We start from the raw sequence: 14,486 nt of genomic DNA on the forward strand, positions 1-14,486 counted from the left end.
ATGGCAAGCAGAAAGTAGATTCTTTTTTTGTTTCATGACAATGTGCGGTTTTTTGCGAAAAATCACACATAGAAAAGAAATAATCTCACTGATAACAGAAGAAAAAACAATTACTGCATTTAGAAAAAGATGGGTTCAATTATTTCTTGAAAATTAGCTATCAGTTAATTCATATCGATATCACCTTATTTAATCTATAGTTTTTTCTATTATCCACAAAAACTGTGGATAACTTTGTGGACAATCATCTTGCTTGAGTCACTAACTCGTAAATTTCTAAGGAGTTTTCTTAGATTGCTTAATTATTTAACATATTAATTATGTTTAAATTATCATTTACTTACGGGATATTTTTCAGTTCAATGTCAAGATGCTAATGGGATATTTGTAACTTTTTCAATCTGTGGATTACTTGGAATGTCAAGAGGAAATTGAGAGCTGTTTTTTAATAAAAAAGATTTTCAATGGTAAAGTTTTTACTCTATTTGAATGCTAGTTGACGAACAGAAAAGCAGGTAATCAAAAGAATGGCAAGTATCATGCCAATCAAATGATTACCTGTGCTGTAGGAAATGATTGATGAAATTATGACCAGTTTGTATCGGGTTCTTTTAATGCTCTGGCTTAGTCATCGCTATCTTCTGGATGTTTATTGGGTTTGTAGGATTCAAATTCAAAGTTCATTGAGCTACCACGTTGTCCCAGCACAACAGAAATGATATCGTCGCCATATTTGAGACACGGTATGGTCAACTTGCCGTCATTAACACTAGCGTAACATTTGCTCAGATCAATCGCGACAGGGGTCAAACAGCTGGTTACATCGACTAACTTAACGTCAGTGGCATGAGTGGTATTATTATCAGTTGTGATAACTGCGATGCCATTCTTAATCACGATATCAGTGGCTATTGTATCTACAAGACCTAAGGTTGGATTAGCAAGACAAGCATTTGGAGCACCATCAGGGATGGTTTTTACAACTATTTGCGATCCGGCTACGTTGTTATCAAGAATGAAAATGGTATTACCTTCTACAGCTACACTTTCAGCCATTGCTGATTGCATTCCCGGTATAAGCAAAGCTGCTACACATGATATTGATAATAAATTTTTTTTCATGAAACAAAACTCCTCAAAATAAAAACTAAACAATTGTTAAAACAAAGTCCCCATTTCTACAGCTCTATTGATTACGTCAAAAACCTAATGAGACTTTAGAGTTATTCGTAGCTCAAATATTGAGCAACTATACGATTAAAGTAAAATGTAGATCATTAAACTTGTGACTCCCTGTAGTCTTGCCATGGGGTGGTTTATTGAGAGATAAAAATCTTAAATGTAATGCCACGAATACCCTGGAAGTTTTAGTTTCTGATTCACCGTACTACGTTTAAACTAAATTTTTGCTCAAGTAGTTATATGAAGCGAAAGATTTTCTTGTTTTCGCTGTGTGATGCAGTTAATGGTTTATTCAGCTGAAAACAGACTGAATAAGTAAGCTGCTGCTTTATAAGGTTTCAAGGTACTTCTAGCGATAATATGGCCGGGGGTGATTCAAACCCCATAAAAATTCTAGTTTAACAAAAAATTATAGTCGTAAACTTTTTTCATTGCATATATTAGCTCAACAGTAAGAAAACGTTGACTAAACAGCTAAACAACTAAACTTCAGAAAGTTAACCGGTCGGTTAACACTTTGGCTGAATTAGTGACTATTATTTAGATGGCATCGGGTACGTCCCTCAATTCTCTACGATCTTGTGAAATCAGTAACGCAGCTTTTAGTTTAGTTCATAGCTATAACCATAACCAAAAAATATCGGATAATCATTTGAAGAAAAAAGTTTTCTTAGCTTTGCTTATTTCATTTCTGGCAACGCTCTCAGGTTGCGCAATAGAAAAGCGAGATATACCGCTACAACAGGATTCAGCCGCTAATTACGCCGATCATCCTTTACCAGCTACTTCCTACAATAGAAAAGATTGGCCGCACTGGATAGATGCCGATGGTGATTGCCAAAATACCAGACAAGAATTATTAATAGCCACCAGTAGAAAGCCTGTTCAATTCAAAGACTCGAGGCATTGCACTGTTATTTCTGGGGAATGGTATGGAGTTTATACCGGCAAGACGTTCACCAAAGCTTCAGACGTGGATATTGATCACATAGTACCGCTGGCACATGCTCATAGACATGGTGCGGACAAATGGACAAAGGCGCAACGCAGAACATTTGCAAATGACTTTGAAAATCTTTTGGTAGTGAGTGATTCAATCAATAAATCCAAATCAGATCAAGCGCCGCATGAATGGTTACCACCGTTAAAATCTTATTGGTGCGAATACGGCAAACGATGGGAATACATCAAGAACAAATACCAATTATGGTATGACCGGCAAGAACGTATTACCCTGAACAAACTGGCTGAAACTTGTTTGGAGTAGTCAGCCAAGGCAATTCGCTAACCTTGGCTGACTGTTTTTGATAAAGGGTTTTTGAAGCTTCTACTGATACGCACTAATGACACTAATGCGCACTTTGTTAATCGGTATTTTCAGAAATAACTTTAGAAAAAAATAAATATTTATCTCTAGTGAGAAAATTTGACGGTATTTATGACGGTACTTTGTGAATGAATAAATTCACAGGGCTTATGAATATTGGCTTGTAGCATGATATGCGGTTTCCCCTCTCGCACCAATAGTAATTTCCAGAATACTCTGCGTATATTTCTATCGCAGCAATCAAGCAAGACTCAAAGGCCGCATACGATCATCGTCCACGGGGATGATAAACCGCTGTGAATGGTCGAATTGAAGCTGTTCATCCGGACAAAATCTATTGGGGTGTATTTCATTAGATCTGGAAATCAGTAGGCTGAGTTCAGCGTTTCCGTTTACATCGATTTCTTAGTTAATTCTAATTCTTCTTATTTTTGTGACTTTTGCCGGTAAGAATCGTCTTTATGACGCTAATCTTCAAGATCAGATTGGCTTTGTTGAAAGTGATTGTCCGTCGAAAAAAAACGATGAACCCATTCCTGGTAATGATTATTCATTCTATAGTTTTATTTCATAAAAGGTTTTTTCTGTTGTCCACAATTTCTGTGGATAACTTTGTGGACAATCGAGTTGAATGGATGACTAACTTATAAATTTCTAAGGGTTTTTCTTGGATTGCTTAATAATTTAACATATCGATTATGTTTAAATTATCATTTACTTGCGGGATATTTTTCAGTCTGATATCAAGATTGTCACGGGATATTTATAACTTTCTTAAACTGTGGATTATTTGGAATGTCAAGGAAAAAATAAAAAGTAAATTGTAGAGATTGTGTAAAAAGAAAATGCTTAATGTGCCATGATTGATGTGCGTGATGAAATTCTCATCATGGTTTTTGTGTATGGAAAATTTTTATCAGGGAAACTTTGCCGAATGTTAACTAGGACCTGTTAACACAATCTGATTGCTTCGACGATGAGAGCGAAATGGATAAAGGAGATGAAGACGACATCGAGCTTATCGAACCTGGAGAAGATGCGGCGAAATCCCTTGAGCCTTCTGAACAATCGTTCGATCTCGTTGCGTTTTTTGTACATGGCACGGTTGTATTCCCAGGGTGACAAGCGATTTGCTTTGGGCGGAACAACCGGGATGTAACCCAAATCTAGTGCCAGTTGCCGGGTTTGGTCGCCCTCATAAGCACGATCCATCAGCAGGTAGGTGGGCGTATTGACGGGACCGAGGGAAAGCAAAAGCTGCCTGCCCTCTGGCGCATCGTGGGCGTGACCGGGCGAGAGGGCAAAGCCTATGGTTGTTCTGGAATCTGCGGCAACCAGATGAATTTTGGTGGTCCATCCACCTCGAGATTTTCCGATGGATTGGGGGCCGTTTTTTTTAACGCACCCGTACCGTCGGGATGGACTTTGATGCTGGTGCTGTCCAGCGAAACAGTTTCAATACGGATACGGATGATTTGCTGATGCTGAAGTTGCCCAAATACATGGCTCAAGACACCACTCTTTGCCCAGCGATTCATGCGGGTATAGATGGTATGCCAGTTGCCGAATCGCTTGGGCAGTCCTCGCCACTTGCAGCCATGCTCGGCAACGTAAAGAATGGCATTGAGAACTTGCAGATTGGAATGGCTGACGTTGCCACGCTGACGCGGCAGGCAGTGCTCGATCTGTTGATATTGAGTTTCGGTGATTTCCATCACCAAATTATATCAAATAGCGTTAACAGGCCCTAGATAGTTAACGAATGTATTGATTGAGTCAGCGGTTAATATTGTGATGATAGGGGTACGAGGTATCTCATGTTAGCAGTGCTGAAATCGGATCGATGCGGTGTTAAGCTGCTTTTGAGGTGGCGTCACTAAGAAAAAAACGGGAGCTTGCGCTCCCATTCCGGATCTTATCGGGATTTGCTTAAACGGCTGATTCTTTTCTGCGGTGTGCTATAAATCCCATCAAACCCAAACCGGCCAGAAGCATGGCGTAGGTTCCCGGTTCTGGAACAGGACTCAGGGAGTCGTTTGTGCTGAATGTTGTGAAATCACCAGTCCCTCCAATCCTGAATTGGGCTTGCTGGCCGCCGTCACAGCAACCTTCAAGGCCGTAGAGGTTGAGTGTGTGATAGCCGGCAGCGAGGTTCAATGTATTGATACTCAAATACTGCGATGAATCGCTGTAGCTGCCATTCCACCACATATCGTTTGTTTTGAAATCATATGCTAAACCATCGACAAAAATGGCTCCGCCGTGACCAAAATCAACACCGGCACGAATTTGCCATGCCCCCGCATTGGCTGGGGATACATAAAAATCAACAGTTGATTTAAAGGCTATGTCAGTTGTCGAGCCACCAGCAAACAATCCATGATTGGAAATGTTGTCGTAAATTGCAGGGGTTGCAATTCCGTAACCAATTGTTGGGATTGCAACGGCTGAATCAACTACGGATTGATATGCTGCTGCGTCAATTTGAGGACCCGCGGTTGAGAAACCGGTTTCAATTGTTATTGAACTGGCATTAGCACCGCCAAATAATGCAAGCGATATTGCGGTAACTGATAATGTGAAAGTTATTTTCATAAGACTCCTGTTATGCAGCATTAAGTTGTTAAAGTACTTAGGATATATGGTTCGTCATCTCTAACCAGCACAGAACAAATCAAAGTTAAATTGCTCGATGAATGAATGCAATTGAACAACATCATAGTTTCTATCCATCCTCATGAATGTTAATAGAATCTCAGCCGATCAACTATGCGAAAAATCACAGCTCATCGTTTAATAAGCCCTGCGCGATTGATTTATCGATATATATGGAAACAGCTTTAGAAAGAAGAATATTTTTTAAATTTTGGGGTTACAAATGCTGTGGATAACTTTGTGAGTAATTCATGTATTTGAAAATTTAACTCATCGATTTCTAAAGATTTCTATTGGTTTGTGTACTTGTTTTACACATTGATTATGAGCTAATTATCATCAAGTTATTACTGCTTTTTATGCTGCGTGCTCATTGGGTCAAATGAAATCCATAATTGACTCAGTTTGTGGATTGTTTAAATGATCGAATAAAAATTAAGGTGTATTGAATCGATAGAGAATTTTTTGAGTTGTTTTGAATGGAATTTTTCTTTCAAAACGTCGATATAAAACCGATTTTTTGCTTTATTCGAGCTATCTGTGTAAGAAAATATGAGTATAATGGTAAGAAAATACCCTAGGTGGTGTTTTTAAGATAATGATTATATTGTAATTGGTTCGCAATATCCGTGCGTTATAAATGACATAATTGATTTAAGATTATTTTAAGTTAGCGATGCTTATATTTTTCTCCCAAGAGAAGACTGATTTATTGGATCCGTATCAGGATCTTTTTGAAATTTGCCATTTCAGTGATTTTTCGGACTGGGAGAAAAATAAAATCATTCCTTCCGCGTTTATCATCGTGGGAAATGATAAACACTATATTGCGTCGATTCTTGGCAAGATACGCAGAGATGACGAAGTTTTTGCGTCGCTGTGTTTTGCAGCGAATCCGGTGGCGGCATCTGATAACTTGTTGCTCGATGGTCAATTGCCGCAACCTTCGGTTTTGCTGGAAGCGGTAAATCAAGTTGAGAACTTGCTGAAGTCGCTGAAGGGCAATGAGACCTATATCTCCCACCAAGGACGGTTAATAAAATACTTGTGGTTACGCCCTGATTTCATCCTTCAGCCGCACCATGAGTGGCAAAATCCCCGTTTTTATCGCTATCCATTGTTGGAAGCGTTGAGTCAGGACAGATCCGATTCTTTCGAGTGGCTGCGCAATCTCGCCAATAACAAAATAATTGAACCTTTGACGATGCTCGACCGGCAGCGCGAATGTGCTTATTGCCGCTCGGCGCACTTGAGTTTTATCGATATATGCCCGAACTGCCAGTCGATCGATATCAAACTGCAAGCTTCCTTGCATTGTTTTACCTGCGGTTGTGTCGATGTGCAAGATAAATTCATGCATAGCGGTACGCTGGTTTGTCCCAAATGTCATACGCATTTGCGGCATATTGGCAGCGACTACGACCGGCCTATCGAGAATTATCGCTGTCAGTCTTGCAGCCACTCGTTTATAGAAGGCGATGTGCAAGTCCGCTGCGCGATGTGTGAGAAAGAGATGAAACCGGGTGAGCTCATCTTGAATGAAGTGCACAGCTGGCGCTTAAGCGATAAAGGAAGAACGGTTGCGTTCCGGGGTGAAGTATTCGACTTGTCCTCGGGGTTTGATCAGCTGGATTTTATTTCCCGTGAGTTATTCCTGCACGATCTTGATTGGCAGATGGTTACATCCCGGCGTTATCCCAATGTGCATTTCAGTTTGTTCGGAATCTACTTCGCCAATTTGCCGGATCTGGTCGAACTTTTTAACCACGCGCGCCTGCTGCAAATGCTCGAAGCCTTTGCGCAACGATTGAGAAGCTTGCTCCGGACTCCGGACCTTTCCACGCGGACTTCGGAGAATATGCTGTGGTTGCTTTTGCCGAATACGGATGAGCAAGGGCTGGGCGGTTTTCAAAAACGTATCGAAAGCAGTATGAACGTACTGATGGAAGAAAGTGAGCATAAGCTGGATTTCCGTTTTATCGGTATTTCTTCGCGGAATATACCCGAGAAGGAAAGCGCTCCGCTCCTGCTGGCGCGTCTTGCGGGCGAGTTGCTATAGTTCATGGAAAGTCTGAATCAAGCGTGGAGCTTTTTTCTTATCGCAACGTCGCGCTTCCAGGATATCGAGTACGTCTTCATGCTGATTCCATTCGTACTGTTTTTTGAATTACCGCTGTATTTTGTCAATTGGATGAGCGTTTTCCGCTATCTGTTTAAGAAGTCGGTGGAAGCGCCGGTGTCATTTCCTTACTACCCGCGCGTAACTTGTGCGATTACCTGCTACGCCGAAGGAAAAGCAGTGCAGAGTACAGTGATCTCTTTATTGGAGCAGATCTATCCGGGACATATTGAAATCATTGCGATGGTCGATGGCGTGCAAAAAAATTTGGCTACTTATCAGGCATTGAAAGAACTCGTGCCCGTGGTTGCCAGTTATCCCAAGCGTTCATTGGTCATCATTCCGAAAATTCAACGCGGTGGCAGGGTTTCATCATTGAACGCCGGACTTAGCCGGGCGCAAGGTGAGATTTTTCTCGCTTTGGACGGCGATACATCGTTTGATAATCAAATGGTGAACTCCGCTGTATCGCACTTTCGCAATCCTGATATTGTCGCGGTGACGGGGCCGATGCGTGTGCGTAATGCCAGAAAAGCGATCATTACCCGGCTGCAGAGTCTGGAATATATGTTGACCATGCAGATAGGGAAACTAGGGTTTGCGAAACTGAACGTTATTAATAACGTCCCAGGCGCGTTTGGTATTTTTAGAAAGTCCTTCATCCAGAAAATTGGCGGATGGAATACCGGAACCGCCGAGGATCTTGATTTGACCCTGCGTATCAAGCAATACCATCAACGTTATCCGCATCTGAGGATTGAGTTTGAACCCGGTGCGGTTTCGCATACCGATGCGCCGGAAAGTTTCAAGGATTTTCTGAAGCAGCGCCTGCGCTGGGATGGCGATCTTTGGTATATCTACTCGAATAAACACAAGTACGGCATTTCTGCGGCGACCATGGGGTGGAGTAATTTTATATTTCTACTCTGGTACGGCATTCTGTTTCAGATCGTCATGCCTTTTTCTATCGTGATTTATACGGTCTATATGGCGGTAAAGCTGCCGATGCTCACTTTTTTTCTAAGCATGGTGCTGGTCTATTTATTCTATTTAAGCCTGATTACCCTGCAATACATTTTTTATCTTGCGCTCGTCTCAGACAGAAAATGGGAGGACTGCCAAGCTGCTTTGATCCTGCCAATTTATCCGCTGTTCCAGTTTGTTTCACGCGTCTGGAGCGCTTGTGCAATCTTAAACCAGATACTGAACAAAGGGCACTTGGATTCTGCGATGGCGCCTTTGTGGGTGCTTAAAAAGGGAAAACAATAAAAGTGCGCGTTTTCCCGATACTGATGTTGCTTTTGATGCTGACAGCCAATGCAGCCGCTGAGGTTAAAACGTTGACCGAGTTTTATACGCATCTGGAGCAAGCCGCGACGGTGTTGAAAGCGAAGGCCGATTTGGAGGCGCAACGCTCAAATTTAAATGTGCAGGAAGCGCAGAAAGGCTGGGAAATATTTGGCGGAATATCGGCTGGTTATCAAAAAAGCCCTTTTGCCAGAGAACCTTTCGGGCATTTCTTCGATCCGATGGGGCGGATCGGGGTACGTTATCCCTTGCTAGGCAGTGCGGAGAGGCAGCAACGGGCGATCGATGATGCCGCGATGCAAGTTAAAATAGAAGATGTCCGCCTGGATTGGAGCAAACGGCTGGCGCGGCTCTTTATGGAAGAAAACTACGCGGCGTATTGGAGCGCAAAAAAAATGCTGGCTTTGACCGAAGCCTACTTGCGTTTGCGCGACGACGGTGTGATTTCCATCCTGCATAAACGGCGCGAAGCGGGTTTGTTATTCATGTCGGATTATCTCGAGTTTCTTTCCGCTTTCGATCGCGCGGAACGATCGCAAATCGAATTCGGCAATAATCGCGATCAAGCACTGATCAGACTGGGTTATTTGACGAATTCGGAAATACGGCCGTTCGAGCCCGTAAAACCAGTTTTGTATGCGATCGACAGCAATGCGCCGATCGATATCGAGCAATTGGATCTGAAAATACTGCAAGCGCGCATAGAAAATATTCAAAAGACCAAAGAGACCGAGAATTGGCGTGGCATTGATTCGGATGTCAATGCCACCGCATTTGGCGGTCCGGCCATTCCGCATCCCTCGCCTGAATCCATGCAAATGGGCTATGGCGGCTCAGTCGGTTTTAATTTCCGCATGCCGATTGAGATTATGAGTGTGCGTAAGAATGAAGCATCGCGCTTGAACAGTCTATTGATCAGTCTGCGAGCCGACTACACGCATCGCGATCAGGAACTGCAACACGAATTCCGTGCTTTGCTCAGCAGTTATCAACAGCTTGCGCAGCAAATCAAATTTCAGCATACGCGACTTGAAGCGGCGCGTGAGTTGATCCGTGAAAGACATTTGCGCCTCAAGATGCTGGATGGCGATGTGATCGAGAAATATTTTCAGGCGGTGAATACATATTACCGGGTGGCGATCGAGAACATCGAAACGGAATCGGAACAATGGAAGCTGCATATCCGGTTACGGCAATTCATTACGCTGTTGGAGGGAAAAGGCCGGGATATTCACCCGGAAATCAACCTAAGCCACTTGACCGATCCGCTGCAGCAAGCGGCATCGTTTCTTATCAGCGGAGAAAAAAATAAGGCTGCGCCAAAGCGCACCAGTTTCTCTGCTGCAGGTAATGCGGAAGCTTCGTCCGGGCGCGTTGCCGTGTATGTCTGGAACTTTGACAAATTGAGCACGCAACCCGGTTTATGGGAGAAGAATCAAACGATCGAAATCGATCGTTTCCTGATTTCTTTGAATCAGCAGCAGATTGCAAAATTTGCCGCAAATCCCGCGCCGCTTAAGAGATTTCTCACCGAAGCGCAGCGGAGAGGGAAAAAAGTTGAATTGCTGTTAGGCGATCCCGATTGGATTCTGCCGGAGCAGCGCGAGAAGCTGCTTATGATCGTCAAGAAATTGAGCAACATCAATTTCGATGGCCTGCATTTAGATATCGAGCCGGATCAACTGGAATCGAATATGTCTGGCAAGGCGCGTCTGGAGGAGTTGATCGAAACGGTGCGCCAAGTGTTGGCTGTTTCTCCGTGGCCGGTAGGCGCCAGTATTCATCCGCGCTATCTGACGAAAGCCGCATCATTTGATATTTGCGTGCCCTGTGAACTCAAAGCGAAAGGAATCAAAGAGATTACTGTCATGTATTACGCGATGAATCTGACGAATATCGTGACTGCGCTCAAGTCGGCCATGAACCAATATCCGGATCTGTTATTTAGTCTGGCGCAAAGTCTGGAACCAGAATTGGGTCCGGAAAATAGTTATGTGCATAAGCCGCAGTCCATTTTTATCCATGCAATGAAACAATTGCAGGATCAACTCCGGGCCCCTAATTTTACCGGGCTAGTTATTCAATCATGGCAAGACTTGGTAAGCTATCTTCATGAAAATACGCTTTAATCAACCAGAAAATAAAGCTCCGGATACCGACCGGGGATTACGGGTTCAATATAGCGCCGCCAAACGAGCCGGCAGGCCGTGGCGCTGGTATTTGATCATCGCCATTTCCAGCCTCCCGGTGGTGTATTTGCTCGGGACGATTATTTGGGACACGATCAGCATTGAGGCCAATGGCCGCATCCGGGTACCTAGCTTTACCGTGCGTACCGCTGTGGATGGCTATGTTGAGCAGCTTTTTGTCGAGCCGTTGCAGACAGTTTCCGAAGGGGCGCCGTTAGCTGCGCTGGTGAATACTGCATTGCTGGATAGCCGTGACCGGTTGCAGGTGGAGTTGGACGGGTTGAAACAGGAAAAGCATAAGATGTTGTTGCAAGCCGATGATTCCAGAACGAGCTCGGCTCAGTTGTTGAGATTCGCGCATGAACAGAAGCATTTCGCATCCCAACGCTTAAGTCAGTATGAAACCCTGTACAAACAAGGTGCTGCAACACAAGCTGAAATTGCGCTGGCGCGAAGTCAATTAAACTCGGCGCTGGAAAATCTGGTGGCGCTGGAGAAAGCGCAACGCCAGGAACGTGACCGGATGTATAGCCAGGAACAAGGTCAGTCGCCGGAAATACGCATGCTGTCAAACCGGATCAATCAGCTGCAACTCGAATTTGATAAGACTCAGGATCAAGTCCTGCAGTTAAGCCTTTTTGCGCCATCGGGCAACGGCATGGTGACAGAGATGTTTACGCAACCCGGAGAGTTTCTGGGCCGCGGTCAGGCCTTGCTTGAGATCATATTTCTCGAAAAAGTGCATATCGATGCATTCATTCCGCCAAAATACCAAGACTATGCCGTCGTGGGACAAATGGTCACGGTCAAATTCCCCAACGGGGAAAAAGCCAAGGCAAAAATAATTTCCGTTCCCGGTGTGATGCAGAAATCTACGACAGCTGAAATTAACCCGTTGGAAACAGTTCGTTTTGCAATTCTGGCGCAATTGGAATTTGTTGGAAACGTGAAAAACCGGTTAATCAATGGCATGCCGGTTACGATCTATTTGCATTGACAAACCAACCTGCCAAAATGCGTTGAATCCCGGAAATAGGAAGCCAGCCGGTTTCATGTTCCGCCAGGAATATACTCCGCTCCTAAAGGTATCACCTTCTTTACCCTGAGCAATTTTGATTTATCCACATTTTTTGTGGATAACATTGTGTATAAGATTTATTTTCGCTCATTAACTTAATGGACACTAAAGAGAATTCTCACTCTGCCTAATAACTTAACACTTTAATTATGTATTATGTATCATCCGGTTATAAGCATTTTCTTTTTCCATATATCAGCCGCTATGTTTTGTATGGCGTGTTAACATTGACCGCTGTGTGCTTTGGATAAGCGGATAATTGATACAACTGGCATTCGCAAGTTTGCTTTCCTCTCTTAAGCTGTTCAATCGGGTGTTCTGAAATTTTTACAATGTTATGCTGAATATTCAGTCTTTGACTTATTTGCAAGGCGGGGTTCCGCTGCTGGAAAATTGCCATTTGCAGATTTTTGCCAATCAGCGTGTGGGGTTGGTCGGTAAAAACGGGTGCGGGAAATCCACTTTGTTTCGTTTGATCCGGGCAGTGATCAAGCCGGATAACGGCGAAGTCAGTTTGCAATCGGGCAAAACCGTTGCCTTCGTTGAACAGGAGATTGTCAACTCGGCGCAGTCTGCCATTGAATTTGTATTGGATGGCGATGTGGAATTGCACCGGCTGGACAAAATTTTGGCTCAAGCTGAGCACGATGCCGCCTGGTTTGAAGCGCAGCAGCGCTATGAAGCCATTGACGGTTATACCGCACGCGCCCGAGCGGCGCAGCTATTGAGCGGACTGGGTTTTGCCAATGCCGCGCTGGAGCAGCCGGTTGATCATTTCTCGGGCGGCTGGCGGATGCGCCTGAATCTGGCGCGCGCCTTGATGCACCGTGCCGATTTGTTGTTGCTCGATGAACCGACCAATCATCTGGACCTGGAAGCAATTCTCTGGCTGGAACAGTATCTGGCGCGCTATCCGGGCAGCTTGGTCGTCGTATCGCATGATCGTGAGTTTCTGAATGCGTGCGTCAATCGCATCGCGCATATCAATGACCGGAAAATCGACAGTTATAGCGGTAATTATGATGATTTCGAGCGCGCGCGCGCCGAGCGTCTATTGCAACATAATCAGGCTTTGCAGCAACAACAAAGACAAATTGCGCACATGGAGGATTTTGTGCGGCGCTTCCGCGCCAAGGCCACCAAGGCCAAACAAGCGCAAAGCCGCATCAAAGCGCTGGAACGCTTGACGCGTCTGGCGCCGCTGGCTGTGGAAGATGGTCACTACGAGCTGCAAATTGAAGCGCCGGAACGGAGCCCCGATGTGTTGTTGCGCGTACAAGACATGAGCTTTGGTTACGGCGGTCATCTACTGTTTCAGCATGTCCATCTGATCTTGCAGGCGGGTGCGCGGATTGCATTGCTGGGACCGAATGGTGCGGGAAAGTCGACATTGATCAAACTGCTGACCGGAGAAATTCAACCGGTAACCGGTTCATTGGAATGGGCGCAAAATATCCGTATCGGTTACTTTGCGCAGCACCAGCTGGAGAATCTCGACGGTAAGGCGACGCCTTTGCAGCATATGCAGAAACTGGCGCCGGCGCAAACCGAACTGGATTTGCGGAAATTTCTGGGACGGTTTGGGCTTGGCGGAGAGGGTGAAGACCGCCCGGTCGCCAGTTTTTCCGGAGGCGAAAAGAGCCGTCTGGCGCTGGCTTTATTGGCCTGGCAAAAACCGCATTTGCTGTTATTGGATGAGCCGACCAATCATTTGGACCTGGATATGCGCGATGCGCTCACGTTGGCGCTGGAAGCCTATAGCGGCGCCGTGGTGCTGGTTTCGCACGATCGCAGCCTGGTACGTGCGGTGGCGGATGAATTGTGGCTGGTGGCGGATGGCAAAGCACAGCTGCTCGATGGCGATCTGGAGGATTACAAAACCTGGATAGAAGCGCGCCGCTCCAGTGAAACTGCGGAATCAAAGCCCGCTTTGCAGAAAAACCAGCCTAAAGCAGCAGCGAAACCGAACAAGAAAGCATTGTTGTCCAAACAAGCAAAACTCGAAGCGGCTCTGGAGATTGCGCAGAGGGAATTGGCCGAAGCGAGTCGCCGTTTAGCGGACCCTGCGACGTATATGAACTGTCCGCGCGAGGAAATTGACCGGCTCAGCACTCTTCATGCGGCACTCGGGGAAAAAGTGGCTGAACTCGAAGAAAACTGGTTGGAGCTGGAAATGGCGATGGAGGAATGAATAAATGCGACTGAAGAAGATCAGACCAGGGTCAATCCGTCTTAAACCTGCATGTTCATGATTTCCTGATAAGCGGTTACCAGCTTGTTGCGGACCTGAACCATGGATTGGAAGGATACGTTGGCTTTCTGTAACGAGATCATCACTTCATGCAAATCGACATTCGACTGGTCGCTGACAAATTGTTCGCTCAGTTTGTCTGCACTTTTTTGCGCATGATTGACCTGATCGACAGCCGTTTTTAGTTTCTCGCTGAAATCAACACCAGCAACTTCATCCGCACCCGATAGTTTTTTTACACCGGAAGCCAGCGCCGATGTCGCTTGCAGCTGCTGCAAAATGTTATCAATTCCGGCTTTGTCCATGATTTACTCCAACATAAATTTTTTTAAGTATCGCGTAAAAAATCATAAAATTCAAATGATCTTAGTCAGCTC

At 44.8% G+C, this 14,486-nt stretch carries 10 protein-coding genes; 6 read left to right on the top strand and 4 right to left on the bottom strand.

Annotation, left to right across the window (positions count from 1 at the left end):
- Nucleotides 1–624: 624 nt before the first annotated feature.
- Nucleotides 625–1,122: a hypothetical protein gene (locus tag R2103_RS01685; protein ID WP_317529836.1), complete on the bottom strand. Its 498-nt coding sequence runs from the start codon at nt 1,120–1,122 to the stop codon at nt 625–627.
- Between the two features lie 712 nt (nt 1,123–1,834).
- Between R2103_RS01685 and R2103_RS01690 the strand changes: the two genes are divergently transcribed.
- Nucleotides 1,835–2,449: an HNH endonuclease family protein gene (locus R2103_RS01690; RefSeq protein ID WP_317529837.1), complete on the top strand. Its 615-nt coding sequence runs from the start codon at nt 1,835–1,837 to the stop codon at nt 2,447–2,449.
- A gap of 1,011 nt (nt 2,450–3,460) precedes the next feature.
- Here the strand turns inward: R2103_RS01690 and R2103_RS01695 are convergent.
- Together R2103_RS01695 and R2103_RS01700 are read right to left on the bottom strand one after the other, a co-directional pair.
- A protein-coding gene (locus R2103_RS01695; RefSeq protein ID WP_317529838.1) for an IS5 family transposase occupies nt 3,461–4,224 on the bottom strand; the annotation gives its coding sequence in 2 pieces (ribosomal slippage) (nt 3,461–3,909 and nt 3,909–4,224; 765 coding nt in all).
- Nucleotides 4,225–4,438: 214 nt separating this feature from the next.
- Nucleotides 4,439–5,104, bottom strand: a complete 666-nt coding sequence (locus R2103_RS01700) for a CCXG family PEP-CTERM protein (protein ID WP_317529839.1) — start codon at nt 5,102–5,104, stop codon at nt 4,439–4,441.
- 736 nt (nt 5,105–5,840) lie between these two features.
- On the opposite strand from R2103_RS01700, the gene R2103_RS01705 reads away from it, so the two are divergent.
- The 5 genes from R2103_RS01705 (at nt 5,841) to R2103_RS01725 (ending at nt 14,049) form a co-directional block, all read left to right on the top strand.
- Nucleotides 5,841–7,223, top strand: coding sequence for a GGDEF domain-containing protein (locus tag R2103_RS01705; RefSeq protein WP_317529840.1), 1,383 nt, complete (start codon nt 5,841–5,843; stop codon nt 7,221–7,223).
- 3 nt (nt 7,224–7,226) lie between these two features.
- Entirely contained in the window at nt 7,227–8,552 is a 1,326-nt protein-coding gene (locus tag R2103_RS01710) for a glycosyltransferase (RefSeq protein WP_317529841.1), read from the top strand.
- A 2-nt stretch (nt 8,553–8,554) separates the two neighbouring features.
- Nucleotides 8,555–10,720 carry a TolC family protein gene (locus tag R2103_RS01715; protein WP_317529842.1) on the top strand — a complete coding sequence of 722 codons (2,166 nt, stop codon included), beginning with the start codon at nt 8,555–8,557 and terminating at the stop codon, nt 10,718–10,720.
- Nucleotides 10,704–11,777: an HlyD family secretion protein gene (locus R2103_RS01720; RefSeq protein WP_317529843.1), complete on the top strand. Its 1,074-nt coding sequence runs from the start codon at nt 10,704–10,706 to the stop codon at nt 11,775–11,777. The genes R2103_RS01715 and R2103_RS01720 overlap by 17 nt, the downstream gene beginning before the upstream one ends.
- A gap of 418 nt (nt 11,778–12,195) precedes the next feature.
- Nucleotides 12,196–14,049 (top strand): ABC-F family ATP-binding cassette domain-containing protein, encoded by a 1,854-nt coding sequence (locus tag R2103_RS01725; RefSeq protein WP_317529844.1) that lies wholly within the window; start codon nt 12,196–12,198, stop codon nt 14,047–14,049.
- 41 nt (nt 14,050–14,090) lie between these two features.
- On the opposite strand, the gene fliE is transcribed toward R2103_RS01725, so the two are convergent.
- Nucleotides 14,091–14,414 (bottom strand): flagellar hook-basal body complex protein FliE, encoded by a 324-nt coding sequence (gene fliE / locus R2103_RS01730; RefSeq protein ID WP_317529845.1) that lies wholly within the window; start codon nt 14,412–14,414, stop codon nt 14,091–14,093.
- Nucleotides 14,415–14,486 lie beyond the last annotated feature (72 nt).

The organism is Nitrosomonas sp. Is24, from assembly GCF_033063335.1.
Classification (GTDB): Bacteria; Pseudomonadota; Gammaproteobacteria; order Burkholderiales; family Nitrosomonadaceae; genus Nitrosomonas.